This is a genomic window from Actinoallomurus purpureus, from assembly GCF_024055795.1.
Lineage (GTDB): Bacteria > Actinomycetota > Actinomycetes > Streptosporangiales > Streptosporangiaceae > Actinoallomurus > Actinoallomurus purpureus.
Genome location: NZ_JAMXMY010000030.1, coordinates 35,828 through 62,128, shown reverse-complemented (window position 1 = coordinate 62,128; position 26,301 = coordinate 35,828). Strand labels below are relative to the sequence as shown.

Here is a 26,301-nt window from a genome sequence, read left to right as displayed (position 1 = left end):
ACATCTCGGGTCCCAAGCGCTTCGAAAGCGGCCGATCGCGGGAGCGCTCGGGATCCCACCGTGGCAGAATGACGCCCGCCGCCGATACCGGGGAGGAAACCGGTGCCCGTATCCGAGCCCCGCCGCACCTTTCCTCGCCTCGTCTCCGCGCTGCTGGTCAGCGCCGCCGTGGCGGTGCTGTCCGTCCCGGCCGCCCAGTCCGCCGTTCCGCACCGGCCGCTGCGCCCGTCGGTCCGTACGGCGGCGGTCGACCTGTACCGCGGCCAGCAGTGGACACTCGGCGCCCTGCACCTTTCCCGCGCCTGGAAGTACTCCCAGGGCAACGGCGTGACGGTGGCCGTGCTCGACACCGGCGTCGACGGACATCAGCCGGACCTCACCGGACGCGTGATCGACGGTCCCGACTTCACCGGGCACGCGCGCAAGCCGGGCAACCGCTACTGGGGCCGTCACGGCACCGAGATGGCGAGCCTCATCGCGGGCCACGGTCACGGCGCCGGCGGCAACGCGGGGATCATGGGCGTGGCGCCCGAGGCGAAGATCCTCTCCATCCGGGTCACGTGGGAGCTGAGCGACCCGATGCGAGACGACCACGCGCAGGTCGCTCACTCCCGCGACGCCATCGCCAGGGGTATCCGGTACGCCACCGACCACGGCGCACAGATCATCAGCATGTCCCTCGGCGGCGGCAAGCTCTTCTACAACGGCAACCCGCTGGAAGAGGCGGCGATCAAGTACGCGCTGGGCAAGGGCGTCGTGCTCGTGGCGTCGTCCGGCAACGACGGCGCCACCGGAAACCGGCGCAACTATCCGGCCGCCTACCCCGGTGTGATCGCCGTCGGCGCGGTCGACCGGACGTTCACGCCGGCCAAGTTCACGAACCGCCACGCGTACGTGTCGGTCGCGGCGCCCGGCGTCGAGATCGTCAGCGCCGACGCGTCGGGCCACGGCTACGTCCTGGGTACCGGGACGAGTTCGTCCGCCGCTCTCGTCGCCGGCATGGGCGCCCTCGTCAAGGCCCGTTATCCCCGCCTCACACCGGGCGAGGTCAAGCAGGCACTCGAACAGGGCACCACCCACCGTCCGGCCGACGGCCGGAACACCGCGGTCGGCACGGGTGTGGCCGACGCCCTGGGTTCGCTGCGCGCGGCGGGGCGCGTCAACAAGGCCGAGCACGGCGGCGCGAGCGTGAAGCAGCCGGGGTCGTCGGCCGCGCCGGACGCCAATGGGTCTTCGGCGAAGGGCGGCCCTGATCTCGTGCTCGTCGCCGTCCTCAGCGGTGGTGGCACGCTGCTCGTGCTCAGCCTCATCCTCGGCTGGCGGCAGCGCCGCCGGCGTCTCGCCGCGGCCCAGGAGGACGACGAGGACGTCGTCGCGCCGATCGCGACCCCCTCTCCGGCCGAGGCCGATCCCTGGCGACCGCGCCCGCCGGCACGTACACCCCGGCAGGGCCGATCGTCGGGTCCCTCCCCCTGGGAGCCCCGGCCGTCCGAGCCGTCGTCGTCCTGGGAGCCGCTGCCGCCCGACTCGGCGCCGGGACGTTCGCCTCATCGCGACGTCTCGGTGGGGCGGGACGATTTCGACCCCTCGGCCTGGGGATCCTCCGGACCCTCTCCGTGGCCCCGGCGGCCGGAGCCCCCGTCGTGGCGGCAGCCGTCGCCGAGCGACCCGCTCTCCGGCGCCGGCCCGTCGCCCGCCGCCGGATCCCCGGCCGCTCCGCTGCCCTTCTCCGGTCCGGGAGACCGGTCGCCCGCCGAGCCGCCCACCGCGGGGGCCGCGCCGGCGGGGCCGCCCCGTACCGAGCCCTTCGGCCTGCCGCCGACCGGCGGGCGACCGCCCATCGCGGGCAGCGGGGCCCCCTCCGATCCCCCGCCGCCGTCCGGCCCGGTGTCCCCGGCGGCGCCGGTCCCCCCGTCGGACGGACCGCCGCCCGCCGCGTCCGTACGCCCGCCCGGCGCGCCGGAGCCGCACGAACCCGCCCCCTGGCCTCCGTCGAGCGAGCACGGCGACGGGTCCCCGGCGAGCGGCCGGTTCCCCGCCGTCACTCAGGACTTCCGGACCGTCGGCGAACCGGACCCGCTCAGCGACGGGCCGATCGACTCCTCCTCCGACGTCGGGACACCGCTCGCGGACGAGAGCTGGGAGAGCATCCGCCGCGGGTTCGACCGGCTGAAGGAGGACACCCGCAACTGGGGATCGCCGCCGCTGCTCGGCGGGGAGGACGGCACGGGCTCCAGCCCGTGGAGCTCTCCGGGTGAGACCGCGAAACCGCCCGCGAAGCCCGACGACGAATCCGAAACCTGACGCCCGCAGGGGGGGTTAGCCCCACCCCCGTCGTGCCTGCTGCCCCCCTGGGAGACGGCCGGGTGCTCCCGTAGCGTGTTGTCGAATCGATGGTGAGGAGTTCGTCCGTGAGCAAGCGTGGCCTGAGCCTTTCCCTGCTCGCCGTCCTCGTCCTCCCCGGTTGCGGCTTCGGCGTGCATTTCGCCGACTACCGACGCAAACTGACCGCCGACGCCACCGTCAGCGGCACGGTGAAGGTCGTGGACCTGAGTTCGGACGCCGGGCGCGTGACGATCACCACCGGCGGCTCCAGTGTGAGGATCCACCGGACCGTCCGCTACCAGGACGGCACCCCGCACCCGGGGCAGCGGCTCGACGCCGGAACCCTGACGTTCACCAAGGACTGCTCGCGCTGCAGCATCGACTACGACCTGACCGTGCCCGCCTCCGTCACCGTCCGGGCCCGCGCCGACAGCGGCGACCTCACCGTCAGCGGGGTCGCGGCCGCCGACGCGCAGAGCGACTCGGGTTCCGTCACGGTCCGGTCCGTCAGGGGCGCGGTCCGAGCCCACAGCGACTCCGGCTCGGTCGTGGTGGAGGACGTCGGGGGTGCCCTCGACCTCGCAGCCGATTCAGGGTCGATCCGCGCCGTCAGGCTGGGCTCGGCGACCGTACGGGCGTCCGCCGAGTCCGGCGGCGTCCGGCTGGAATTCGCCACCGCCCCCACCGACGTGCACGCGACGACCGATTCGGGGTCACTTCACGTCAGGGTTCCCGGCGGCCCGTACAACGTGGACGCCGACACCGACAGCGGCGGCAAGAACATCTCTGGCGTTCCGCACGACACGTCCGCGCCGCGCAGGCTCTACCTGCGCACCGACTCCGGCGACCTCACCGCCGAGCACTCCTGACGCCTCAGCCCCGTGTCGGTCCCACCTGAACCGTTGATGACCGTGGGGTATCCGTCCCACGAAGTGTTTTTTGCCACAGGGCTTCCGATCACTGGGTCCGAGGGTGAAACATGCTCATATGCGGGCGAAGAGGGCTACACCCACGCCGTACGCCGACCGTGCCCTGGCGCGGGTGGCCTCGTGGCCCGGCGTCCGCAGGGGACGGGCCGCCTGCGGCCGCGGAACGGCGCTGAACGTCGATGGTCGCCAGCTCGCGCACCTGCACGCCGACGGGTTCGCGGAGTTGCGGCTGACCTGGCCGGTCATCGGACGTCTCCGCCGGCCCCTCCTGGAGTGTGGTCGCGTGCAGATGGCCCCCGGCGGTGACTGGATCCGCGTACGGCTCGACAGCGACAGCGACGTCGACCTGTTCACCTCCCTGGCGAGCGTCGCGATCAAGGCCAACACCGGAAGACGGCGCGGCGGACGTGCCGAGCGGGCGGGCACCTGCATGGCGATGGCCCGGACCAAGGTCAAGGACGCGATGCTGGGCCGCTGGCCGGCCGTCGTGCCGGACGACCTCCGGGAGCCGCGCCTCCGTACGCGGTGACTCACCGAACACCCGATCCCCGCGACGGCCACTTGACGGGAAGCGTCAGGGTGGTCCGACTGATTCGTAACGACTTGGTGTCATAGCGGAGACAGGGCGGCCCCGGCGCGGCGAGACTGAGACCTCATCATCCCCGTCGAGGAGGATCACTCTTGGCCGTCGCGAACGACGTCAACGCCGCTCCGCCAGAATCCGACCTGACCCCCGACGACCTGGTGCGGCGCGCCCGGGAGCTGCGTCCCCGGCTGGTCGAACTGCAGGCCGACACCGAGGAACGCACCTACTACTCCCCAGAGACGCACCAGGCGTTCGAAGCGGCCGGCCTCTACCGGATCTACGTTCCCCGACGGTACGGCGGCCACGAGTTCGACGCGCTGACGTTCGTCCAGGTGCTCATCGAGCTGGCCCGCGGCTGCGCGTCCACCGCCTGGTGCTTCGGCCTCGCGGCGGCCCACGCCCTGCAGGTCGCCTCCTACTTCGACGAGCGGACCCAGGCGGAGGTCTTCGGCGACGGGCGGGAGTTCCGCGCGGCCTCGGTCGCTGCACCGGACGTCGACGCCCGGCGCGAGGAGGGCGGCTGGCGGCTCGACGGGACGGTCGGGTACTGCTCCGGGATCCCCTACTCGACACACTTCCTCGGCCAGGCCGTCCCCGAGAGAACCCCGCCGGAGGGCATCGAGGGCAACCTGCTGCTGTTCCTCGCCCCACGCGACCAGTGGACGATGCTCCATGACTGGGGTGACCAGCTGGGCCTGCGCGGCAGCGGATCGCACAGCATCGTCTTCGAAGGCGGGCGCGTACCCGACCACTACGTCCTCGAACGCACCAACATGATGGACGTCGACGTGAGCGGCGGAACGCCCGGCCTGCGCCTGCACGGCAACCCCCTGTACGCGGGCCGGAACCTCGGGCTGTTCTCCATGACCCTCGCGGCGGTCACGGTCGGCGCGGGGTACAACGCACTCGACGAGTACGAGCGGCTGGCGCGCACGCGGAAGACCTCGTTGCCGCCGCCCGTGCCGCGCCACACCGACCCGGACTACCAGCGCTGGCTCGGCACCGCGAACGTCCAGTTGGCGACGGCGGAGGCGGCACTGCTGCGCTGCGCGCAGATGCACCGGGAACTGTGCGAGCGCGCCGGCTCGGGCGGGGACCCGTTCGGCTTCGAGGAGGACCAGCACCTCGCGGCCATCGGCCGAGAGGTCATGGTGCAGGTGTGGGAGACGGCGGAGCGCAACATCTTCCGCAGCGCCGGCGCACGGGTGATGGTCAGAGGCGCCCGGATGGAGCGCCTCTACCGCGACCTGTCGATGATCGTCAGCCACCGGAACACCGGTTTCCGTGACCCGGTGCACCGCCTGCTCGGCCAGATGCGCCTCGCCGACCACTGAGCGGCGTGATCACTGGCGACGTAGGAAGCGCATCGATCGCCAGTGAACACGTCATTCGCGGCGCCCCGGGAACCGGCCCCGGCCGCGTGGCGCCTGCCGGCGTCGCCCGGCCCGCGGCTAGACGCCGGTGCGTCCGTCAACGAGCTCACGCACGATGTCGAGGTGGCCGTTGTGGCGGGATATCTCCTCGATGAGGTGAAGGAGGATCCAGCGGAGGTCGACGTGGCTGCCGTCGCTGATCGGGCGCTTGGCCGCTGCGTCCAGGTCGTGGTCGGAGACCAGGCGGCGATAGCGGGCGCTCTGCTCCTCGTACTCGGCGAGAAGCCGAGGCAACGGGACGTCGACCGCTCTGCTCATCTCAGGATCGGGGTCATCGTCGGTCGCCTCTGCGAGCACCCCCACGAGCTCCTCGCCCAGGAATATCACCTGGAACCAGTAGTACTCGACCCATCGCAGATGGCTGATCAGCCCGCACATCGTCATCAACGGTGAATTCGGGAGCGGAGCCTTGCGGGCGTCTTCCGCGGACACACCCTCACACTTGGCTCGCGCCGTGTCGCGGGCGTAGTCCAGGAACGTGGTCAGCTGCGTACGCTCATCCCAGGCGGGCGGCGTGTCGGTGCGTCGTGTCATCGCGTGGAAGCTTCCCGCAGCCCGGCGGGGATGTCGAGTGAGTTGGACACGACGCCGTCGCGATGTTCGTCCGGAACGATCGGCGACCGCAGAGGCGGTCGCGCGCCGTGCGGTCACTCGCCGTACCTCCGGCGGTTCGGTGTCAGGCGGCCCGCACCGCGGGCTTGAGGGTGTCCTCGCACCACTGCCGGAATGTGGTGGGGGTGTCGATCGCATCTGCGGCGTACGGGCGATGCCGTTGTCCAGGGGGCGATGTTCGCTCGGGGTCTTGCACCTGGTGGTGGAGCTCCGGCCGGGGTGGAACCGGCGACCTGCCGCTTACAAGGAATACGGACACCGCTGCTCCCCCAGCATTCGCCGAGGTGGACGGCGTCCAGCGTGCGGCCGTGGGTGTCGTTGGTTGCTATCGACGCCGCTGTCGCCCGCGCTGGCGCCGGCGGCCTTACAGGGCGCCACGGATCTTGGGCTGCTCCCCCGCTGACCTGCGCAGAGCCCCAGCCGGACCGTCGGCGGATTCCGCGCATTCTCCGCAGTGGCTTTCACCTTCAATGCTCTTCATGGTGGAATATCGGGCAGCCGTTTTAAGATCGTTAAGGGAGAGGCGTTGCCGGGTGAGCTGAGCCTGGAGGCTGGGCTGCTGCTGGCCCGACGGTACCGGCTGGACGCCCCCATCGGCGCAGGCGCCATGGGTCAGGTGTGGCGTGGGGTCGACCTCGACCTGAACCGGCCGATCGCGATCAAAATCCTCCCGTCGCAGGTGGCGCAGGACGAGAACGGGGTCGCACGGTTCCGCCGGGAGGCCGAATCCGCCGCCGGCCTGCAGCACCCGGGCATCTGTGCGGTCTTCGACATCGACACCCACGGTTCCGTGATGTTCCTCGTGATGGAGCTCCTCCAGGGATCCGACCTGGCCCGGGTCGTCGCGGCGCATCCCGGTGGACTGCCGATCGACCAGGTGGTGGGACTGGCGGAGCAGATCACCGACGCACTCGCGGTGGCGCACGCACGCGGTGTCGTCCACCGGGACATCAAACCGGCGAACCTGTTTCTGCAGCAGGACGGCCGCGTGAAGATCTGCGACTTCGGCATCGCCCGGCTGGCCGACCGTACGACGCTGACAGCCACCGGCGGGCTGCTCGGCACGCCTCGTTACATGGCTCCAGAGGAATTCCGCGGCGCGCCGGCCGACTACCGCGCTGACCTCTATGCGCTCGGCGGGGTGCTGTACGAGCTGTTCACGGGGATGCCCGCGTTCGACGCGGACGACTCGGGACTCGCCTCGATCATGTACAAGCACCTCAACGAGGCGCCCGTGCCGTTGCGTTCACACCGTCCGGACATCCCCGTTCATCTCGAACGGCTGGTCCTGGACCTGTTGGCCAAGCCAGCCGGCGAAAGGCCCGTCAGCGCTGCCGCCGTACGGGACTTCCTGCGCCGATCCGGGCGCACCGCCGTTCCTCCCGCCGGTCCGCCGCCGTACCTGCGCCGGCAGCCGTCTCCCGTGGGTCAAGCCCTGGGGACGACGACGGTCGCCGCGCCCACCGTCATCAAGGCGCCGAAGAGCCGGAAGGGCGCTGTCGCCGCCGTCGGTGGCGTGCTGGCGGCGACGCTGGTCGGAGCCGGGGTCTTCGCGCTGTCGAACGGCTTCGGTGGCGACGGCGCGAAGGCGAGGACAACGGCTACGGCGCATCCGTCCTCCACCGTAATTCCGACGCTCCATCCGGTTGGTGAAACGGTGCCTGGTCAGGCCACGCCCGGTGAGCAGCACCGGATCGGTGAGAGGGCCATCGTGCCCGTCATCGACGGGGCGCGTACGGATGCGGTGGGGGTGACCGTGACCTCGCTCGTCAAGGGTTCCAAGGCAGACCTGGCCAACCTGGCGCTGTCGCGTTCGGACAAGGACCACATCCCGTACTACGCCCATTTCACGCTGACCAATCTCGGACCCGATGACCCCTACGTGGACTTTGATCCCGTCGCCGAGATGGTGATGGCAGGGGTCGACTCCGCGGGCAAGTCCGTCAGTAACACCATCGTGTCGGTGGATCCAAAGGGCTACCCCAGCCAGTGTCGCCCAGTCGCCATCAAAGACGGCGGGTTCCGTCATGGAGCCAGTTACGACACGTGCACGGTCATCCTGGGTTCCAAGTCCCTGGACGTCACCGCCGTGCAGTGGTTGGAGAAACCCTACGACCTTGGCATCAACCAGGGCGTTTACTGGAAGCGATGAGGGACGATCGTGCGGAACACCTTGGGACAGCAACCCGGCCAGGTACTTTCCGGGCGGTACCGTCTCGACGCGGCGATCGACAGCCTCGGCATCGGGGCCGCTGAGGTATGGCGCGGGTTCGACCTTCGGCTGAACCGCGTCGTCACCGTCAAGTCCTTCGCCGCACCGGCCGCCACCGACCAGGCAGGCGTCGCCGCGTTCCGTCTTCGGGCCGAGAAGGCGGCGGCGGTACGGCATCCCGCAGTCGAGGCGATGTTGGACATCGGGACCGCTGAGTCCCCGGTGTTCCTCGTCACCGAGTACCTCGAAGGGCAGGATCTGAAAACCGTCCTGGCCGCGCAGGGCGGCGGACTGCCCGTCGGGCAGGTCACCAAGGTGGCCGAGCAGGCCCTCGACGCCATGACGGCCGCGCATGCCCAGAGCGTCGTTCACGGTGGTCTGACATCCGCCGATCTGTTCCTACTCGACAACGGGGACGTGAAGCTCTGCAACCTGGGCGCCGGCGTAACGCGGGCGGACACCGCCGATACCCGTGTGGATCTGTACGCCCTCGGATCCGTTCTCTATGAACTGCTGACGGGCGTACCGCCGGCAGAGTCGCCCCCCGTACCGCCGGCGTCCCGCCGGGCCGATGTGCCGCCATACCTCGACCGTCTGGTGCTGGATCTCCTGGCTGAGGACCCTGCCGCACGACCGCAGAGCGCAGCCGCCGCCCTCGCGGTTCTCCGCGAGTCGACGGGGCCCGCCCTTCAGCCCACGGCCAATTGGCAGTCGACAGCCAGCTGGCCACAGGCGAATCCCTCGGGGTCGGACTCGACTGTCAACGACACTATGCCGGCCGGGGCCGCGAGCAAGAGCAGCCGTGGGCGTCTGCTGGCGGAGATCGCGGGGGCCGTCGTGCTGGTGGTGGCCGCGGCGGCCGGTGGGTATCTCCTGCACGGCGGTACGGCCGCCAAGGCGCCGTCGCGCCCAGTGGCCGCCAAGTCCACCGCGGGTACCGCAGCCCCGACACCGCCCGGCGTCAGCCCGAAATCGCCACCGCTGGTCCCAGGTTGGCAGGTCGTGGCCGCTCCCGACTTCGGCGTGGTGTACAACGTCCCGCCGGGTTGGAAAGTGGAGGCGCCCAGCACGGGTGTGGGCATCGCCGACGCCAGCGGGAACGTCGCCGTCGGTTCGAACGGCGTCGCCGACATCAGCCAGAACGGCCCCCACTACAGCGAGTGCACGATCGTCCAGTCGGGGCTGCTCGGTGGCGAGGGCATCACCTCGGCCCCGTCAGGGCAGCTGGAGTCCCTTGAGGTGACCGCCGCCCACAACGCGCTCCAATGGGCGAACTTCGGTTACCAACTCGGAGGCGTGCTTCCCCGGACGGTGGAAGAGACCGCGGAGCACCCGACGATCGGCGGCCTCCAGGCTGTGGTGCAAAAAGTCGTGGCCAAGACGAAGGGCGGCAAGGGAACCGCGTGCAAACCGAACGGGGGAACGCTGTACGTCGCCACATTCGCCTCACGGCAGGGCGCGCCGGTCACCTTCTACGTCTTCTCCAACAGCACCGGTCCAGGGAGCGTGGGCGACAAGGTGCTGCGGCAGATCATCAACACGATTCGTCCGCTGGCGTAAGCGCTCTCGTGAGGGAGTTCCTGAAGGATGCCCATCGTCCCCGGAACCGCGTTGCCCTGGTTGATTGGCTCCATCAGGCTCTTGCTGCTCGGCACGAACATCGAGGCGGCGTCGTCTGCACTCTCAGAATCCGCATCGACGCTGACAAGGCCGTCCTCTAGCGGGCGTCCGGCACCTACCGCGTCCTCCTTGACAAGCTCTATCAGACGCCTATTTGAGCGATATTCAGCACGATATCCTCACGGCTCATGATCCCTTTGATCCCTGAGGATCCGCTGACCGTCGGTCCGCACCGGCTCCAAGGCCGACTGGGCTCCGGCGGGATGGGCACGGTATATCTGGCCCACGATCTCCAGGGACACCCGGTGGCAGTCAAGCTGATCCGCCGGGAGCTCGCGCTCACCCCTGAGTTCAGGTCCCGTTTCGCTGGTGAGGTCGCCAACGCCCAGCGCGTCGCGGCCTTCTGCACGGCCAGGGTGCTGGACTACGGTGAGATCGACGGGCAACCGTACATGGTCACCGAGTTCGTCGAGGGTCTCTCACTGGCGGACCTCGTCGAGACCGGCGGTCCTCTGGAGCCTGCGTCCGTGCGCGGCCTCGCGATCGGCATCGCGACGGCCCTCACAGCGATCCATGCCGTACGCCTGGTCCACCGCGACCTCAAGCCGGGGAACGTCCTGCTGTCGCCGACCGGCCCACGCATCATCGACTTCGGCATCGCCCGTGCGCTCGACGGGCCGAACCACCACACCCAGACCGGTCTGGTCGTCGGCAGCGCCGGCTGGATCGCACCCGAGCAGGTCTTCGATGGCGCCGTCAGCCCGGCCGCGGACATCTTCGCCTGGGGATCACTGGTCGCCTTCGCGGCCACCGGACGCCACCCGTACGGCACCGGCAACATGATGGTGCTGGCGGCGCGTGCCCACCAGGGCGAGCACGACCTGGAAGGGCTCGACGACGAGCAACTCCGTCCCCTGGTGGAGGCGGCGCTGAACCCCGACCCGGCCGAGCGCCCCTCCGCCTCCGACCTCCTCGTCACCCTCATCGGCGACGCCGACCCGCAGACAGCCACCGACCTGGTCACCAGGGAGTGGGCGCCCAGTGTCCCGATGAAGCCACGGGTGGATCCGGATCCACCGCCCACTGTGTTCTCTCCCCCGCCTCAGCCAGGCATGCCCACGCGCGTTGCAGCGTCGGGACGGGGCGGCTCCGTAAACGTGCTGGTGCCGGTGCTGGCGGTGGTCGGCGCGCTGGTCCTCGCCGCGGTCGTCGGCGCCGTCGTGCACGCCGCACGAGGCAGGGGCGGCGGTTCCGCATCGCCCTCGACGACGCCACCGGCCGGGCTGGTCTTCCGCACCATGCCACCGCCCTGCGACACCGTCTCCAAGAAGACCCTCGTCAGGCTCGTGCCGCAGGCGACCCCGAAGCCGGGGTCCGGTGGAGCAGGCAGCGATGGGGACTGCCAATGGAGCGCCTCCTACCGGCTTCCCACCGACAAACCCGAGAGCAGCGCGGCGGCCTCGTTCCCGTTCGAGGACAACCCGCATGAGAGATTCCTGATGATCGAATTTGCCGCGCCCACTGCCCACAGTGGCTACGTGTCCAGCGTCGAGGAGATGCGCAAGGAGCGCGCGGAGGTGCAATCCAATGCGGGGAACGGCCCGACGTACGACTCGAACCCCGTTGACGCGGGGAGCTACACGAACCTGCCCGGTCTCGGCGACGAGGCGTTCTCCTTCACTTATAAGAACCTCGGCAGCATGGCCCACGTGGCGGTACGCCTCGGCAACGCCAAGGTCGACATCGAATACGGAGGAGCCGACCGCGAGCACAGCACTACGGGCACCGACAGCCCATTGCCGACGAGCAAGGCACTCAGCCGGGCCAGGACTGTCGCGCAGGAGATCGTCCAGAGCCTGAAGGCATGTTCCACCTGCGTCGGCTGACCGCTCCGGGTGGCACCGTCGACGGCCCGTACCTTGACGGAGTGCGGGCCGACGCTGCCGAGCTACTCGACCTTGCACCTCGGCCCTCATACGGAACGGTCATCCCCAAGGCTGCCAGAAGGAGCAGCTACAAACAGAGGAGCTGGACATGGGTAAAGGCAAGGGCGACGACACCGACGCTCGGATCGAGCAGGGCATCAAGGACCTCACCGGCGACAACGTGACGCCGATCAACACCACGCCCTACCGGTCCGAGGCCGACCAGATCCAGGAGAACGACAACTCCGGCCAGGACAAGTAGCCAGAGCCGGAGCTGATGTAGAAGACGACTCGCTCAGCCGTACTCCGCTGGGCGAGTCGTAACACCAGAAAGCGGCTCCTCGGAGCCGCTTTCTTCCTTTGTCCGTTCTCCCCGCTCGGCCGGGACATCGTCGGCCACAGCGACATCGGGATCATCATGACGATCTGCACACACGCGGCACTCGGGGCACTGGAGGACGCCCTCGGCTGATGCCGTTGCCGTCAAAGCGGAGCCGGCCGATCAGCAGGCGGCCGCTCCCACTTGGGAACACGAGAGCGTATGGCCGCGAGTCAAGGCGGACTCAGGGGGATCATGCGGGCGAACCGTCAGGAATAGGTGGGAGCGCGTCCAGGTCGACCAGGTTGCGATCCGGGTCGGCAGGGTCGTACAGCACGCGAACATGGGTCCGGCCGCGTAGACGAGGGCCCGGGTCGTGGCTGAGGTAGTCGCTGGTCGCAGTGTGTGCCCGGCCCGTCCGCTCATCCTGCCACGTCGCATGAACAACGTAGGGGCGCGATGCCGACGCCGAGCAGCACCAGCCCGATCAGGCCGAAGATCCCGCCGATGATGGTAAAGAGCCGTCCGTTGTGCACGGGGCCAGTTTGCCCAACGCAGGGCCATATGTCGCGTGGCAAATCGAGGCTCGCGGCTCACCCAGGACCCGGAGTTGATCGCCAACGCGCCGAGGCACACCGCATCCGACCTACCGGGCGGGTTCTTCTTCGGTTAGACACCCACGCCCCGTCTCTGTGATCAGAGGCGGGGCGTTTCGCCTGGCGGGGCTGGAGCCTCCGGCCGGGATCGAACCAGCGACCTTCGTAGCCCGCAGTCACTGACTTAGCCTGACAGCTCGACGAATACAACGCAGGCGTTGTACAATGGCTGCGTTGTAAAGGAGGGCCATGTCCTGGCGGATCATCGTGGACGAGGACGTTCGCGACTGGCTTCACGGGATACGACGTACCGACAAGGAGACGTTGCACTTAGTGTCGGCAGCGATCGATGTCCCTGCTCTGCGCGGACCGGCGCTGGGTCGCCCCTTGGTGGATACCATCCGTGGATCAAACCTACCCAACCTGAAAGAGCTCCGGCCGGGTTCGTCGGGCTCCAGCGAAGTCCGCATCCTCTTCGCTTTCGATCCGGAGCGACAGGCGGTTCTGCTGGTTGGCGGAGACAAGTCCGGTGATTGGAATGCCTGGTACGAAAAGGTCATACCTATCGCCGAGGAACGCTATTACAAGCATCTTCAGTCCAGCGAAGGCCACTCTGAGAAGAAGGGAAGGAGATCTCGATGAGTGTTGACTGGGAAGACCTGCGGAGTGAGCTAATCCGGGCTGAGGACGAGCAGGAAGTTGCACAGCACAGCGCCAGGATGCTCGCGGAAGAACGTGCCCACCGCCTCGCCGAGGCCCGTAAGCGTCGCCATGTCACCCAGCGGCATCTTGCTGAAGCGATGGGTGTTAGCCAAGCCCGCGTCAGCGCGATTGAACGGGGCAAGCTCAGCAGTACCGAGCTGAGCACGCTGGCTGCTTACGTGGCCGCGCTGGGCGGAAGGCTAGAGATCGTCGCGAACTTCGGAGATGAGAAACTCATTATCGGTTGACATCGTCGATCGACGCTTCAGAGCATCCGTTGCTCTCCTCCCATACCGACGCCGGGACGAGCGAGTAACTAGACGCCGACCGTCTAGGGTAGCCGCCCAGATCTAACGTTAAAGCTTTCCACAGAGACGCATCTCGCCGCCGAATCCCTCGGCGTCCCACCGCACATCGTCCGGGACATCGTCGGCCACAGCGACATCGAGGTCACCATGACGATCTACGCACACGCGGCGCTCGGTGAGAAGCGCAAGGCGCTCGGGAAGCCGAGGGATGCCCTTGGCTGAGGCCGTTTCTGTCACCGTTGCTGTCAACGAGACCCCGGGCGATCTTCGCTCGGGGTCTTTTCGCTGGTCAGATGGGAGCCTCCGGCCGGATTCGAACCGGCGACCTGCCGCTTACAAGGAATACGGACACCCCTGCTCGTGGCGCATCCGCCGAGGTAGACGGTGTTGTACGTGCGCTGGTGGGTGTCCCCGGTTGCCGCCGTCGCCGCCAGCCCCAGCGTGCTTGACCACGTTACCTCCGTCGCACGATGGGCGGGCTCCTGCCACTGGGTTGACATCCTTCCTGATGATCAAGGCTGGCCTCATCCAAGTTGCTGATCATGCGTTGGAGCGGACAGTCCCAGGTACCCACTTCTCGAAGCGGGTCTGGTCGCTTAACGCGTCCAGTCAATCTAGAAACGAAGGATTCACATCGTGGCTGCTGACAACGACGACGCCTGCCCCGCCGACCTCCCCGAGAACGGCGGGTCCAGCGAGACCAACCCGGTCATCCACGTCGACACCCAGAGCGGCGAGACGACCGTCCACACCGACGGCCGCAAGCCGAGCTAGTGACCCTATGCCCGTAGGGTTCAGCAAGGTTCACTGACCTGCAGCTCTGCGGGCTGGTTCATACAGACGTCCCGGCGGACAGTGGCTTCGAGCCCTGACGCCGGGACGTCCTTTCATCCCCGCTGCTCAGCAGACGAGCGTAAGTAGCGGTTGCTGTCACCGTTGCCGTCAACCGAGACCCCGGGGCGATCTTCGCTCGGGGTCTTTCGCCTGGTAGGTATGGAGCCTCCGGCCGGATTCGAACCGGCGACCTGCCGCCTACAAGGCGACTTATGCGGACTTTTCACCAGCTTTCCCGGCGTTGCCCGCTGCTCTGACAGTCCCCCATCGAACGAAAGCGTCCGCTGTCGTTCGTCGCGGTTGTCACGCAGTTAGTCACCCACCTTGTGACCGATCGATCTGGCACGCTCCGGGTTGGGAGAGCTGGAACATAGGGGGTGCACCCCCCACTGTTCCAGCCCACGCGTGCGAGGGGACAACGGGGGACGTGATGTCCTCCATCGTGTCCCCCACGATTGCGCAGGTCAGAGGCGTTTGGGGAACACGGGGGACATGGGGGATACATGGTCTGTTCCAGGGGACGCGGGGGTTGAGCAGCAACCGAACGGCCCGCAGGCAGGCTGACACACGCGCACCACGCTTCGACAGCTCGCGCCAGATGTGACCGACATCACCAGTCGGAGACTACGTCCAGGCGGGATCACGGCCGGTCAGGCCGAGGATGCGGTCCAAGGTGGGTGCGTCGGCCGGCACCGCGACCTCCGGTCCGTACAGGCCCATCTCCCGCCCCTGCTCCACGCCGGCGAACACCGTGTCGTGCAGATGCGCCAGCAGGTCGGCGGGCAGTTCCAGCCGCTGCCCGGTCGCGACCGCCAGGTCCCAGCCGTGCACGGCCAGCTCGCCGACGATCATGTCGCCCATGACGGGCGCGGGCAGCGTGTGCGGCGTGCCCATGCTCGTCTCGCCCTCCCAGGCGCTCGGCGGCGCCCACGACGACGTGATGTCGTCCAGCAGGGCGAGCAGGCGGCCGCGCCAGTCGCCGGCCGCCAGGTCCATATCGGGCTCGGCGGCCGCCGGCTGCGGAACGGACTCCTTGCGGCCGGCGCCGGCGAGCGACGGGCCCCAGAACAGGAGGTGGTTGACCAGTGCCCGCACGTCGTACTCCGTGCACGGAGTCTTGTTGGCGAGCTGGTCGTCGGTGATGGTGCGGGTGACCGCGGCCATGGCCTCGGCCGCATTGGACAGGTTTGACATGGCGGCGACGTTAGGCGGCGCGGGCCGGAGGGGTATTGAACAAAGGCGACATACACTCTGCCGTGTGGGGCGGGACGTTCGTGAGCTGCGGAGTGCGTGGACCAGGTATCAGCGCCACGCGTTCCACGGCCCGTCGCCGGCGCTCGCGCCATGGGTGGAGCAGTACTGGGAGGCTCGCTGGGACTACGCCGAGCCCTACCGGCAGAAGATCGTGCCGTACCCGAACGTGCACCTGTCATTCGGCGGCGGCCGCGCGGACGTCAACGGCGTGTGCAGCGGCTACCAGACCAAGGTCCTCGAGGGCCGCGACCACGTCTTCGGCGTCGCGTTCCGGCCGGGCTGCTTCCGCCCGTTCCTCGGTGCCTCCGTCTCGACGATCACCGACCGCGTCGTCCCGGCGACCGAGGTGTTCGGCCCGGACCTGCCCACGACGCTCGACGTGCCGACTGTGGATGCGTTCCTGCTGAAACACCTGCCGGACGACGACCCCCGGGTGCGCCAGGCGGTGGCCGCGGTCGAGCTGATCGCCAAGGACAAGGCCGTGACCAGGGTCGAACGCCTCTCCGGCGAGCTGGGGCTGAGCATGCGGGGGCTGCAACGGCTGTTCGCGGAGTACGTCGGCATCGGGCCCAAGTGGGTGATCCGCCGCTACCGCCTGCACGAGGTGACCGCACGCATGGCCGCCGGCGGGGCGATCGACTGGGCCGCGCTGGCGGCGGACCTCGGCTACGCCGACCAGGGCCACTTCATCCGCGACTTCAAGAGTATGTTCGGCGAGCCACCGACCTGGTACGCGCAGCGGTATTAGTCGGCCTCCCCGGATTTTGAGTGTGGGTCGCGTCCCGGCGCGGGTGACGGCGGCAAGGTGGATCGTGGCTGGGTGCAGACTTTCGCACAAAGATCAAGGACAGGACCTCATGCGCGTCGAGATCAGTGTCGAGTCGGTCGATGGCGTCCGGGTCGCCGCCAGGGCCGGCTTCGGCGGCACCTGGCTCAGCGGGATGCTGGTGGACCTGAGGCCACGGCTGGTCATGTTCGGTACGACCGGGCTAATGGCCACCGCACTGGCCACCCTCGGTGCGGGCATCCACCTACAACCGTTGCTGAGACCTTCGGTGAGTCTCAGCAATCCCGGCCTTTCGGTCGGAAAGGTTCGTAACGGTGTCACCGAAGCGTGAGGGCTTTGGTGTCCTGATGACGATGTACCGCTTCCTTCTGTCGCTGGTGCGGCAGGGTTGCGCCACCTGCCCGCCCATCCGTGGCCTTGCGGCTGCGGGTGGTGGTGCGGGTCTTCTGGTCGGCTCGACGGTCGTTCGACGCTTGGGCGTCCCGGTCTCCGGCCACTCCGGTACCGGTGGTGCGGTAAGCCACTGCGAGAGCGGCGAGGTTTCGGGCTGCGTTCTCGTCCCGATCCATCACGAGCGGGCATTGGTCGCAGTCGAACACTCGGACGTGCAGCGGCAGTTTGGCTTTCACTGTGCCGCAGTTCGAGCAGGTCTTGGAGGACGGATACCAGCGGTTGGCCACGTGCAGCGTGCCGCCGTTCCATCCGGTCTTGTAGGTGAGCTGGCGCCGGATCTCCCCGAATCCGGCGTCAGTGATCTTCCGGGCCAGACGCCGGTTGCGCAGCATTCCGGCGACGTTGAGGTCTTCCACCACCACATGCCCGCATTCGGCGGCGAGGGGGGTGGTGAGTTTGTGCAGGGCATCCATGCGCAGGTTCGCCACCCGGTGGTGGACTCGGTTGCGCTGCGCGTCGGCCTTGAGCCACCGCTTCGACGGCTTGCCTGCGGTGCGCCGGTCCGGCCCCTGCCGGCGGGACACCTGCCGAGACAGGCGGCGTAGCGTCCTGAGAGCTCCGTCCAGATGGGCGGGGTTGGGCTCGAACCGGACGTGGCCCTGGCTGTACCACGAAGCACTCACCCACGACACCGCCCAGTTGTAGGCGGCACGAGCCGCACCACAATGCGACCTGAGCGCCTGCTCCTGCGTGAGGTTCGGGTCCAGCGCGAAACGAAAAGCCTGCACCACACAACCAGGACGCGGCTCGAACTTCTTCACCCGGCGACCTCGCCGGTCGCCGCAGCCATGGCACGGGCTGCACGGTTCTTCGCCGCCCGCTGCCCGTAAAGGCGTGCACACATCGAGGTGAGCACATCCATCATGTCCTTCACCAAGTCGTCCGTGGACTCCTCGGAGTCAAGGACCAGCAACTCCCGGCCGGTCGCGGCCAGAGCGGCTTGCAGGTGCTCGACACCGAACCGGGCAAGCCGATCCTTGTGCTCGACCACGATCACCCGCGCCGACGGATCAGCGAGGATCCGGTGCAGCTCGCGGCGCTTACCGTTCAACCCCGAACCGATCTCCGTCACGACCTCACCAACCGCCAGGCCACGCACGGTCGCGCCCTGCACGACACGGGCCACCTGCCGGTCAAGATCCGATTTCTGGTCAGCCGACGAGACACGGCAGTACACCACCACACGGCCAACGGCTATCGGTTCCGGCTCCAGCACCAGCCATGAACCCGAGGGTGTCTTGATCACGGGAACCGGCATCTTGCCGTCCCGCGCCCACTCCCAAGCGGTCTGGTAGTGCACACCAGCACGCTTCGCCCACTCGGGCAACTTCACACGATCACAATACATCCAGACGCAGAGGTAGACTGAGATTTACTGATAGAACGCGCAACAGTGGTCAACCCCTAGCCGTGGTAGCCGTGGTTGTGTGGGGTGCAGCTTTCGCCGCGCTGCCGGTGAGCCTGCAAACAGGCGTCCTCCGACTCGCTGCCACTGCCCCCGATGCCGCGTCTTCCTGGTACGTCGCCGCGTTCAATGTGGGTATCGGCGGCGGCGCCCTGAACGCTGGACTGCTGGGCACCACGACTATGGCAGTACTGCCGTGGGCGGCCCTAATGGTGGTGGTCTCAGCCACCGCGCTCACATGGACCGCCAGGGCGGCATTCCCCCATCGATAAAGTGACTGCCGACCAAACAGACCCCGGGCGATGATCGCTCGGGGTCTTTTGGCTGGTCAGGTAGGAGCCTCCGGCCGGATTCGAACCGGCGACCTGCCGCTTACAAGGCGGACGCTCTGCCAGCTGAGCTACGGAGGCGCACTGCTGTCGCAGCGTCACCACGATAGCGCGTATACGCCGCGAGTCCGACTCGCTTATCGCACGTTCCTCTCCCGTCGCGTCGACCGTACGGTGTCTGGCCCCCATTAGTGAATCGTGGTTCAATAACTGCGTGGCACGACCGAGGAAGTTCACGGATGAGCACCTGCTCGACGCCGCCGGGGTGGCCATCGGCCGGCTCGGGCCCGGGTTCACGCTCGCGGACGTCGCTCGGGAGGCGGGGGTCGCCGTCGGGACGCTGGCTCAGCGCTTCGGGTCCAAGCACGGGCTGCTGGCCGCGATGACCAGGACTGCGGTGACCAGCACTCGGGAGGGCGTGCGCACCGCCTCCGCGACGGCCGACGATCCGGTCGCCGCGGTGATCGACGTGCTGGTGGAGACGTTCGCGGCGCTGGACGATCCTGCCAGGGCGGCCAACAACCTGGCGCAGCTGGCCGTCGATCTGGCCGACGAGGAGTTGCGCGGGCTGCTGGCGGAGCTGCACGCGGCGCTGGAGGAGGGTCTCGTCCCCCTTCTCGACCGTGCGGTCGGCGAGGGCCGGCTGCCCGGAGCACCGCCCGCGCCGGTGGCCGCCCGGGTCCTGGCCGCGATCGCCGACGGCACCGCGCTGCACTGGTCGGCGCGGCCGGTCGGGGGTCTGCGGGACCGGATGCGCACCGACCTCGGCGCGGTGCTGACCGGCTGGTGCCACGGTCCAGACGCAGGAGCAACCGAGGAGAGCATGTGACCGGTCCGCTGAAAGAACACGTGGCACTCGTCACCGGAGGCACCCGGGGAGCCGGACGTGGCATGGCGGTGGAGCTGGGTGCGGCCGGTGCGACGGTGTACGTCACCGGCCGCAGCACGCGGGAGTCGCGCAGCCCGCTGGACCGTCCGGAGACGATCGAGGAGACCGCCGAGCTGGTGACCGAGGCTGGCGGCCGGGGCGTTCCGGTCCGCTGCGACCACATGGTCCCGGCCGACGTTCAGGCGCTGGTCCGGCGGATCGAGAAGGAGCAGGACGGCCGCCTGGACGTCCTCGTCGACGACACGTGGGGTGGTGACCAGTGGGTCGAGTGGAGACCGCTCTGGGAGCACGACCTGGACAACGGCCTGCGGGCCCTCCGCAACGGCCTGGAGACCCATCTGATCACGCTGCACACGGTCCTGCCGCTGCTCGTACGGCGGGGCCGGGGGCTGGTCGTCGAGATCACCGACGGGGATGACATGTTCAACGACCGGTACCGGGGATCGATGTTCTTCGACATGGTGAAGGTGGCGATCACCCGGCTCGGCAAGATGCTGCACGACGAGGTGTCCCCGCACGGTGTCACGTCGCTGTCGCTGACGCCCGGGTTCCTGCGCTCGGAAGAGATGCTGGAGCACTTCGGCGTCGCCGAGGAGAACTGGCGGGACGGGATCGCCAAGGACAAGTGGTTCGCGATCTCGGAGACGCCGCGCTACATCGGGCGGGCGGTCGCCGCGCTGGCCACCGACCCCGAGGTCGCGCGCTGGTCCGGCAAGGCGCTGTCGGCCGGGGTGCTGGCCAAGCACTATGGCTTCACCGACCTCGACGGTTCGCAGCCGGAGGCCAGCCGCTACTTCGAAGAGGTCTACTTCGGCGACAGGAAGGACGCCCGCGTCGAGGACTACCGCTGAGGATGCTCGTCGAGGTTCGTCGGGCTCCGACGAACCTCGGCGATCCGTCAGGAGCGGCGGCGGGAGATCTCGTACAGGGCGATGCCCGCGGCGACGCCGGCGTTGAGGGACTCGGCCTTCGGCCCCATCGGGATGTTGACCAGCAGGTCGCACGTCTCGGCGACCAGTCGCGACAGGCCCTTGCCCTCCGAACCGATGACGAGCACCAGCGGGCCGCTCGCCGCCTCCAGAGAGCCGACGCCGACGGCGCCACGGGCGTCGAGGCCCGCGACGAACAGACCGGCGCTCTGGTACGCCTTGAGCGCTCGTACGAGGTTGGTGGCGCGGGCCACCGGTACGGAGGCGAGCGTGCCCGCGGAGGTCTTCCAGGCGCCGGCGGTCACGCCGGCCGCCCGCCTCTCCGGGAGGAGCACGCCGTGCGCGCCGAACGCGGCGGCCGATCGGACGATCGCCCCCACGTTGCGCGGATCGGTCACGCCGTCGAGGGCGACGATGAGCTGGGGGGTGCCGTGCAGCAGCAGGTCGTCCGGGTGCGCGTAGCGGTATTCGGGGACCTGGAGGACGATGCCCTGGTGCACGGCCTGGTCGGTCATCCGGTCGAGCTCGGCCCTGCCCGCCTCCAGCAGCGGCACGCCGGCGTCGGTGGCCAGCTTGATGGACTCGCGGACGCGGTCGTCCGACGCACCGGTCATGACGTACAGGGCGCTCGCCGGGATGCCCGCGCGCAGCGCCTCGACGACCGGGTTACGGCCGGTGACCAGCTCCGGGCCCTCGGGCGCGGGTCGCCGGGCCGGTCGATCGGCGGGAGAGGACGAGGAGGACGCACGCCGGGAACCTGCGGTGGCGGTGCCGGTCCGCGTCGCCGACTTCTCGGCACGGGCGGTCTGGCGATTGCCGTACCAGTGCCGGTCCTCGGCCTTCAGGGTGCGACTCGGCCCCTTCTTGCGACGCTTCGACATCCTTGCCCTCCGCTGGTGCACAGGGCGATCTGACGCCCCGCACAGAGCCTACGCGGAACCCGGACCCCAACCGTCCCGAAGGAGCCGCTCGATGCGCTCCAGTCGATGTTCGATGGCGGTCAGGCGCTCCTCGATCGCCGCCTCCCCAGGGGAGGTCCACGGGAGATCCATCGCCTGCGGCCACGGGCGGGCCTCCGCCTGCCGCTCCGGGCCCGCAACCGCCTCTTGCCCCAGTCCCTCGGCCGCCTGCTGCCCCGGGCCTTCCGCCGCCTGCTGCTCCGGGCTTCCGGCCGCCTGCGGCTCAGGGCCTTCCGTCGGCTGCGGACCTCGCAGCGCCATGATGACGCCGCGCCGCAGTTCGAGGGTGTCGACGCCGCGCCGCTGCAGGACGCGGACGCCGACGCCTTCGGGCTCCCTCATGAGGCCGAGGAGGATGTGCTCGCTGCGGATGTAGTCGTCGCCAAGCTGCAACGCCTCGCGCAGGGACAGTTCGAGGACCTTCTTGGCTCGCGGCGTGAACGGCATGTCGCCGTCGGGCGCCCGCGACCCTCTCCCGACGAGCTCCTCCACGTCGCGGCGGGCGGCGTCGAGGGTGATGCCGGCCGCGTCGAGGGCGCGTGCCGCGCCGCCGGCGTCACCGCGCAGCAGGCCGAGGAGGAGATGCTCGGTGCCGATGTGGCCGTGACGGAGCGCGCGAGCCTCCTCCTGGGCGTGGACCACGACTCGGCGGGCGGTGTCGGTGAACCGCTCCAGCACGTGTACCACCTCGGCAGGGCAGGGGAGGCACGGCCCGGCCGGGGTGGCCGGTCGACCGTTGGATCTCCTCGAAGCGTACGTCCCCACGAGAGCGGCCCGGCAACCGGATCGGACGCCGCCGCGTCGCGGCCGTCCGGGGCCCGGCGTGTTCGCGCCGGTCAGGAGTGCTTGAGCTCCCAGCGGGTGCCGCGCGGGGTGTCCTCGATGACGATCCCGGCGGCGGTCAGGCCGTCGCGGATGGCGTCCGCGGCGGCGTAGTCCTTGCGGGCCCGGGCCGCCTGCCGCTGCTCCAGGGCCACCGACACCAGGGCGTCGACGACGTCGTGAAGGTCGTCGCCCGCACCCTCCCACTGCTCCGACAGCGGGTCGAGACCCATGACGCCGAGCATCGCCCGGACCTCGCCGAGAACCCGGATCACGGTGTCCTTCTCGCCGGCGGCGAGCGCGGTGTTGCCCTCGCGTACGGCCTCGTGGACGACGGCCAGCGCCTGCGGCACGCCCAGGTCGTCGTTCATCGCGTCGACGAACGGGGCCGGCGGCGTGCCGGGCTCGACGCGACCGGCGAGCTCGACGGCCCGTGTCACGAAGCCCTCGATGCGCTGGTACGCGACCGCGGCCTCGCGCAACGCCTCGTCGGAGTAGTCCATGATCGAGCGGTAGTGCGCCGCGGCGAGGTAGTAGCGGACCTCGACCGGCCGGGCGCGGTCCAGCAGGTCCGTCAGCAGCACGACGTTGCCGACGGACTTGCTCATCTTCTCGCCGTTCACGGTGAGAAGACCGTTGTGCAGCCAGTAGCGCGCGAACCCGTCGCCGGCCGCCGTCGACTGCGCGAGCTCGTTCTCGTGGTGCGGGAAGATCAGGTCGACGCCGCCGCCGTGGATGTCGAAGACCGGGCCGAGGTACTTGGTCGCCATGGCCGAGCACTCGAGGTGCCAGCCGGGGCGGCCGGGGCCCCAGGGCGTCTCCCAGGTCGGCTCGCCCGGCTTGGCGCCCTTCCACAGGGCGAAGTCGCGCGGGTCGTGCTTGGCCGTCTCGTTCGGCGTGTCGCCGGCCGGTCGCATGTTGTCGAGCTTCTGGTTGGACAGCGCGCCATAGTGATCGGCCCAGGACGCGACGTCGAAGTAGACGTCGCCCTCCACGGTGTAGGCGTGACCGGCCTCGATGAGGCGGCGCATCAGCACGATCATCTCGGGGACGTGACCCGTCGCCCGCGGCTCGATCGTCGGCGGGAGGCAGCCGAGCGCGTCGTAGCCACGGCCGAAGACGCGCTGGTTGCTCTCGGCGACCGCGAACCACGGCACACCGGTCTCCGCGGCGACCCGGATTATCTTGTCGTCCACGTCGGTGATGTTCCGGGCGAACGTGACGTCGTACCCGGAGGCGAGCAGCCAGCGGTAGACGATGTCGTAGATGACGCCGGAGCGCATGTGCCCGATGTGCGGCGCGGCCTGCGGCGTGGCACCACAGACGTAGATCCCCGCCCGGCCCGCCTGGAGCGGGACGAATTCGCGGATGCCACGGGTACCGGTGTCGTAGAGGCGCAGGCTCACGCGTAAGAGGCTATTCGATGCCGGTCCGCTCCCGTCACCGAAATCGCCTCTCCGCAGCGCTTTCATGGCCTCACCGATCGGCCGGCGTCCCCATCGGTCCGCGCGCCGCCATGGGAGGCGCTCAGGCGCCGCGTCAGCTCGCCGAACGCCACGGCGTTCGGGACCTCCCCGGCGATCGCCGTCAGCCCGGAGGGCCGGTCGGCGCGATCGACGTACACCATCGCGCCCTGGATCTCCACGCGGGCGACGTCCTTCCACGGCACGTACTCACCGTCTTTGGCGATGCCCTCGCGGGTGACGGCGAACGGCCCGAGCCGGACCTTGCCCCCGGTCTCGACGCGGGAGAGGTATTTCGGCAGGACCCGTTCGGTCACGGCGCGGGACACGGTCTCGACGAGCTCTCTGGCGCCGGGGACACCTCCGTCGATCACGGCCTCGGCGTCCGCCGCCCGGCCGGAGAGGATCAGCCGCCACGTGACCGTGCCGGTCGCGGCCCGCCGTACGCCGGAGACGCGCAGCTCCGTGACGGCGTCCCAGGCGAAGGGGGTCGCGGTGCGCCAGGAGGACAGCACGACGCCGTTGTCGAAGAGGTGGACGACCGGACCCCGCCCCGGCAGGACGTCCCGCACGAGGATGTGGCCGGCCGCGCCGAGGTACGCGACGGTGAGCAGCAGGCCGAGCGCGGCCGCCCAGCCGAAGCCGTCCAGCAGGAAGGCGGCGGTGAAGGGCAGCAGCACGAGACCCGGCAGGCCGAGGATCACGAGCCACGCGCGGGACCGCCGGTCGACGGACCGGGGGGCGTACGCGCCGCGAAACCCGCCGAGCCGCTCGTCCTCGGCGACTCGGCGGACGCGAGACGGGATGGCGGCCTCGGTCGCCGCATTCGCCGTGTATAGGGGGAAATCTGACATACGACCGCCCGCATACCCACGAACGGCTCATCGAAAGCCCGGACGCCACATCCGGCCACATCCCCTCCACCGCGCCGGGCGACACGCGGCACACGGTAAGAGCGGGATCACGTTGATCAGGTCAAGATAAGGGAACTTTCCGAATCGATGGTTGGCTCCCCTGTTATGACTGACTCCCCCGCCCAGTACTCCACGGCGCAGCGGCGGCTGCTCACGGCGGCCGGCGGCCTCGGCGTCGCGGCGCTGGCCGGCGCGACGTTCGTGCTGTCCTACGACGACCTGCGGACGCTCGCCGTCCAGGGCGGCGCCGCCCGCAACCGGGCGTTCCTGTACCCCGGAATGGTCGACGGGCTGGTCGTCGTCGTCATCCTGTCGATCCTGACCGCCCGCCGCTCCCGCTGGTGGGTGCGCGCTGTCCGGTGGCTGCTGCTGCTCGCGCTCATCGCCGGCGCCGGCACCGCCGGGGTGCGGCGCGCGGTCCACGGATATGACCACCTGTCCCGCCCGTGGCTCTCGGGCGGTGTCGCGGCGGCCCCGTGGGTGATCCTCGCCATCGCCGTGTGGCTGTGGCTCTCGATGATCAAGCAACGCCGGACCCGCCGGCGCGACGCCGCCGCACCACCGGCCCCGGAGTCCCCGCCGGCCTCGGCCGACGCCGACGGGGTGTTCATCCCGGGTCTCGGGGAGGAGGAGCCCGCCGAGACCCGGCCGCTCCCGCGCCCGGCCGCGCCACGCGCACTCGAACCCGGACCCGACGTCGTACGGGACCGGCCGCGCGAGAGCCCCGCCGCGTCCCTGCCGGACCCGACTCCGGAACCCGAGACGGAACGCGACCTCGCCTGGGGCGGCGCCACCGGCCTGGAGCAGGACCGCGAGCCCGAGGCCGTACGCGACCTCGCCTGGGACGGTTCCGCCGCCCCGGACCAGAACCGCGAGCGCGAGACCGTACGCGACCTCGCCCGGAACGACGCCACCGCCCCGGACCAGGACCGAGAACCCGAGACCGTACGGGACCTGCCCCGCGACGATCGCGGCGCGGCCGTGCCGGGTCCCCGCCCTGAGGCCGCGCGCGACCCGGAGCCGACGGCACCGCGGGAGGAGCCGGCGCTCCCGCCCGAGTTGGAGTTGCAGGCCGACCGTGCGTGGCAGCCGGGCCCCGCTCCGGCCCCCGGAACGCAGCCCGGCCCCGGAACGCAGCCTGGCCCCGCTCCCGTCCCTGGCACGGCGCCCGACGCCGCCCCGGGTTCCGCGCGGCCCCGGTCCGCGAGCGACACGGAGCCCGGCCGTGGCCCCGTACCGGATTCCGACCCGGAGGTGAACGTGCCCGTGGAGAACACGCCCGTGGACCCGGACCAGGAGGAACCCCCGCGGCGCTGGGTGGCCCGGACCTCGCTGCCGACCGACGTGCGGCTCGTCGGACCGCCGCAGAGAGGGCCGCGGCTCGGCGACACGCAGCCCGACGGCATCAGGCTGGCCGACACCGACCCGGACGGCATCCCGATCGCCGGTGTGGCCGACGAGACGGCCGCCGGCGAAGAGGGCGAAGAGGAGGACGTGTACGCCGACGACCGGGCCGAGGCCCCGGACGCCGGTGACGTGACCGACGAGGCGCGACCGCAGAAGGGGCCGGCGGGATATCCCGGCCCCGCGGCTCCCCGGGGCGACGAGGACGTGGAGTGGACGCCGCCGTCCAGCAAGTTCCGCAGCTCACCGACCCCGCCCCGCGACTGAACGGGGCGCGCGGACCTGATCCGAT

The 26,301-nt window shown here is 69.8% G+C and carries 24 protein-coding genes and 2 tRNA genes; 16 read left to right on the top strand and 10 right to left on the bottom strand.

The genetic code is table 11. From position 1 onward, the window contains the following. Window positions 1–102 precede the first annotated feature (102 nt). The 4 genes from NE236_RS38590 to NE236_RS38575 all read left to right on the top strand — a co-directional run bounded on the left by NE236_RS38590 (window position 103) and on the right by NE236_RS38575 (window position 5,174). Window positions 103–2,304, top strand: coding sequence for a S8 family peptidase (locus tag NE236_RS38590; protein WP_252847246.1), 2,202 nt, complete (start codon window positions 103–105; stop codon window positions 2,302–2,304). Between the two features lie 107 nt (window positions 2,305–2,411). Then, on the top strand, window positions 2,412–3,194 hold the full coding sequence (locus tag NE236_RS38585) for a DUF4097 family beta strand repeat-containing protein (RefSeq protein WP_252847245.1): 783 nt from the start codon (window positions 2,412–2,414) through the stop codon (window positions 3,192–3,194). Between the two features lie 118 nt (window positions 3,195–3,312). Next, window positions 3,313–3,783 carry a luciferase domain-containing protein gene (locus tag NE236_RS38580; RefSeq protein ID WP_252847244.1) on the top strand — a complete coding sequence of 157 codons (471 nt, stop codon included), beginning with the start codon at window positions 3,313–3,315 and terminating at the stop codon, window positions 3,781–3,783. 152 nt (window positions 3,784–3,935) lie between these two features. After that, the gene (locus tag NE236_RS38575; protein ID WP_252847243.1) at window positions 3,936–5,174 is read left to right on the top strand and encodes an acyl-CoA dehydrogenase family protein; all 1,239 of its coding nucleotides are present in this window, start codon (window positions 3,936–3,938) and stop codon (window positions 5,172–5,174) included. Between the two features lie 117 nt (window positions 5,175–5,291). Here NE236_RS38575 and NE236_RS38570 read toward each other — a convergent pair whose 3' ends face one another. Continuing rightward, the gene (locus tag NE236_RS38570; protein ID WP_252847242.1) at window positions 5,292–5,807 is read right to left on the bottom strand and encodes a DinB family protein; all 516 of its coding nucleotides are present in this window, start codon (window positions 5,805–5,807) and stop codon (window positions 5,292–5,294) included. A 604-nt stretch (window positions 5,808–6,411) separates the two neighbouring features. Here NE236_RS38570 and NE236_RS38565 point away from each other — a divergent pair. The 7 genes from NE236_RS38565 (at window position 6,412) to NE236_RS38535 (ending at window position 14,341) form a co-directional block, all read left to right on the top strand. Next, window positions 6,412–8,037, top strand: a complete 1,626-nt coding sequence (locus NE236_RS38565; protein ID WP_252847241.1) for a serine/threonine-protein kinase — start codon at window positions 6,412–6,414, stop codon at window positions 8,035–8,037. Between the two features lie 9 nt (window positions 8,038–8,046). After that, a complete protein-coding gene (locus NE236_RS38560) occupies window positions 8,047–9,657 on the top strand; it encodes a serine/threonine-protein kinase (RefSeq protein ID WP_252847240.1) in 1,611 nt (536 codons plus the stop codon). A gap of 248 nt (window positions 9,658–9,905) precedes the next feature. Then, window positions 9,906–11,603 carry a serine/threonine-protein kinase gene (locus NE236_RS38555; RefSeq protein WP_252847239.1) on the top strand — a complete coding sequence of 566 codons (1,698 nt, stop codon included), beginning with the start codon at window positions 9,906–9,908 and terminating at the stop codon, window positions 11,601–11,603. Window positions 11,604–11,751: 148 nt separating this feature from the next. Further along, the gene (locus NE236_RS38550; protein WP_252847238.1) at window positions 11,752–11,904 is read left to right on the top strand and encodes a hypothetical protein; all 153 of its coding nucleotides are present in this window, start codon (window positions 11,752–11,754) and stop codon (window positions 11,902–11,904) included. A gap of 902 nt (window positions 11,905–12,806) precedes the next feature. Beyond that, window positions 12,807–13,199, top strand: coding sequence for a type II toxin-antitoxin system RelE/ParE family toxin (locus NE236_RS38545; protein WP_252847237.1), 393 nt, complete (start codon window positions 12,807–12,809; stop codon window positions 13,197–13,199). Continuing rightward, window positions 13,196–13,507: an XRE family transcriptional regulator gene (locus NE236_RS38540; protein ID WP_252847236.1), complete on the top strand. Its 312-nt coding sequence runs from the start codon at window positions 13,196–13,198 to the stop codon at window positions 13,505–13,507. The genes NE236_RS38545 and NE236_RS38540 overlap by 4 nt, the downstream gene beginning before the upstream one ends. A gap of 696 nt (window positions 13,508–14,203) precedes the next feature. Further along, window positions 14,204–14,341, top strand: a complete 138-nt coding sequence (locus tag NE236_RS38535) for a hypothetical protein (RefSeq protein WP_252847235.1) — start codon at window positions 14,204–14,206, stop codon at window positions 14,339–14,341. Between the two features lie 220 nt (window positions 14,342–14,561). On the opposite strand, the gene NE236_RS38530 is transcribed toward NE236_RS38535, so the two are convergent. Next, a tRNA-Ser gene (locus tag NE236_RS38530) sits at window positions 14,562–14,641 on the bottom strand. A 384-nt stretch (window positions 14,642–15,025) separates the two neighbouring features. After that, complete coding sequence (locus NE236_RS38525) at window positions 15,026–15,595, bottom strand: TIGR03086 family metal-binding protein (RefSeq protein WP_252847234.1); 570 nt, start codon at window positions 15,593–15,595, stop codon at window positions 15,026–15,028. Between the two features lie 64 nt (window positions 15,596–15,659). Between NE236_RS38525 and NE236_RS38520 the strand changes: the two genes are divergently transcribed. Together NE236_RS38520 and NE236_RS38515 are read left to right on the top strand one after the other, a co-directional pair. Further along, the gene (locus NE236_RS38520; protein ID WP_252847233.1) at window positions 15,660–16,403 is read left to right on the top strand and encodes a DUF6597 domain-containing transcriptional factor; all 744 of its coding nucleotides are present in this window, start codon (window positions 15,660–15,662) and stop codon (window positions 16,401–16,403) included. A gap of 109 nt (window positions 16,404–16,512) precedes the next feature. Beyond that, window positions 16,513–16,773: a hypothetical protein gene (locus NE236_RS38515; protein WP_252847232.1), complete on the top strand. Its 261-nt coding sequence runs from the start codon at window positions 16,513–16,515 to the stop codon at window positions 16,771–16,773. Here the strand turns inward: NE236_RS38515 and NE236_RS38510 are convergent. The 3 genes from NE236_RS38510 to NE236_RS38500 all read right to left on the bottom strand — a co-directional run bounded on the left by NE236_RS38510 (window position 16,760) and on the right by NE236_RS38500 (window position 18,710). Further along, window positions 16,760–17,656: an RNA-guided endonuclease TnpB family protein gene (locus NE236_RS38510; protein ID WP_252847231.1), complete on the bottom strand. Its 897-nt coding sequence runs from the start codon at window positions 17,654–17,656 to the stop codon at window positions 16,760–16,762. The genes NE236_RS38515 and NE236_RS38510 overlap by 14 nt on opposite strands. After that, the gene (locus NE236_RS38505) at window positions 17,653–18,228 is read right to left on the bottom strand and encodes an IS607 family transposase (RefSeq protein ID WP_252847230.1); all 576 of its coding nucleotides are present in this window, start codon (window positions 18,226–18,228) and stop codon (window positions 17,653–17,655) included. Before NE236_RS38505 ends, NE236_RS38510 begins: the two co-directional genes overlap by 4 nt. Before the next feature lie 409 nt (window positions 18,229–18,637). Beyond that, window positions 18,638–18,710: transfer RNA gene (locus NE236_RS38500), tRNA-Thr, on the bottom strand. A gap of 133 nt (window positions 18,711–18,843) precedes the next feature. Here NE236_RS38500 and NE236_RS38495 point away from each other — a divergent pair. Further along, window positions 18,844–19,458 (top strand): TetR family transcriptional regulator, encoded by a 615-nt coding sequence (locus NE236_RS38495; RefSeq protein ID WP_252847229.1) that lies wholly within the window; start codon window positions 18,844–18,846, stop codon window positions 19,456–19,458. Then, window positions 19,455–20,369: an SDR family oxidoreductase gene (locus NE236_RS38490; RefSeq protein WP_252847228.1), complete on the top strand. Its 915-nt coding sequence runs from the start codon at window positions 19,455–19,457 to the stop codon at window positions 20,367–20,369. The genes NE236_RS38495 and NE236_RS38490 overlap by 4 nt, the downstream gene beginning before the upstream one ends. Window positions 20,370–20,416: 47 nt before the next feature. On the opposite strand, the gene rlmB is transcribed toward NE236_RS38490, so the two are convergent. From rlmB to NE236_RS38470, 4 genes are all read right to left on the bottom strand, one after another. After that, window positions 20,417–21,328 (bottom strand): 23S rRNA (guanosine(2251)-2'-O)-methyltransferase RlmB, encoded by a 912-nt coding sequence (gene rlmB, locus NE236_RS38485; protein ID WP_252847227.1) that lies wholly within the window; start codon window positions 21,326–21,328, stop codon window positions 20,417–20,419. 48 nt (window positions 21,329–21,376) lie between these two features. Continuing rightward, window positions 21,377–22,084 (bottom strand): Clp protease N-terminal domain-containing protein, encoded by a 708-nt coding sequence (locus NE236_RS38480; protein ID WP_372494505.1) that lies wholly within the window; start codon window positions 22,082–22,084, stop codon window positions 21,377–21,379. Between the two features lie 158 nt (window positions 22,085–22,242). Further along, entirely contained in the window at window positions 22,243–23,634 is a 1,392-nt protein-coding gene (cysS, locus tag NE236_RS38475; protein WP_252847226.1) for a cysteine--tRNA ligase, read from the bottom strand. Between the two features lie 62 nt (window positions 23,635–23,696). Next, on the bottom strand, window positions 23,697–24,545 hold the full coding sequence (locus NE236_RS38470) for a DUF6585 family protein (RefSeq protein WP_252847225.1): 849 nt from the start codon (window positions 24,543–24,545) through the stop codon (window positions 23,697–23,699). Window positions 24,546–24,710: 165 nt separating this feature from the next. Here NE236_RS38470 and NE236_RS38465 point away from each other — a divergent pair, with 165 nt between their 5' ends. Further along, on the top strand, window positions 24,711–26,276 hold the full coding sequence (locus NE236_RS38465; RefSeq protein WP_252847224.1) for a DUF2637 domain-containing protein: 1,566 nt from the start codon (window positions 24,711–24,713) through the stop codon (window positions 26,274–26,276). The last annotated feature ends 25 nt before the right edge of the window (window positions 26,277–26,301 follow it).

Coding starts and splice junctions, on each gene's coding strand:
- NE236_RS38545 (WP_252847237.1), top strand. CDS start 12,807: ATGTCCTGGCGGATCATCGTGGACGAGGACGTTCGCGACTGGCTTCAC.
- NE236_RS38515 (WP_252847232.1), top strand. CDS start 16,513: ATGCGCGTCGAGATCAGTGTCGAGTCGGTCGATGGCGTCCGGGTCGCC.
- NE236_RS38525 (WP_252847234.1), bottom strand. CDS start 15,595: ATGTCAAACCTGTCCAATGCGGCCGAGGCCATGGCCGCGGTCACCCGC.
- rlmB (WP_252847227.1), bottom strand. CDS start 21,328: ATGTCGAAGCGTCGCAAGAAGGGGCCGAGTCGCACCCTGAAGGCCGAG.
- NE236_RS38540 (WP_252847236.1), top strand. CDS start 13,196: ATGAGTGTTGACTGGGAAGACCTGCGGAGTGAGCTAATCCGGGCTGAG.
- NE236_RS38555 (WP_252847239.1), top strand. CDS start 9,906: ATGATCCCTTTGATCCCTGAGGATCCGCTGACCGTCGGTCCGCACCGG.
- NE236_RS38550 (WP_252847238.1), top strand. CDS start 11,752: ATGGGTAAAGGCAAGGGCGACGACACCGACGCTCGGATCGAGCAGGGC.
- NE236_RS38470 (WP_252847225.1), bottom strand. CDS start 24,545: ATGTCAGATTTCCCCCTATACACGGCGAATGCGGCGACCGAGGCCGCC.
- NE236_RS38580 (WP_252847244.1), top strand. CDS start 3,313: ATGCGGGCGAAGAGGGCTACACCCACGCCGTACGCCGACCGTGCCCTG.
- NE236_RS38465 (WP_252847224.1), top strand. CDS start 24,711: ATGACTGACTCCCCCGCCCAGTACTCCACGGCGCAGCGGCGGCTGCTC.
- NE236_RS38570 (WP_252847242.1), bottom strand. CDS start 5,807: ATGACACGACGCACCGACACGCCGCCCGCCTGGGATGAGCGTACGCAG.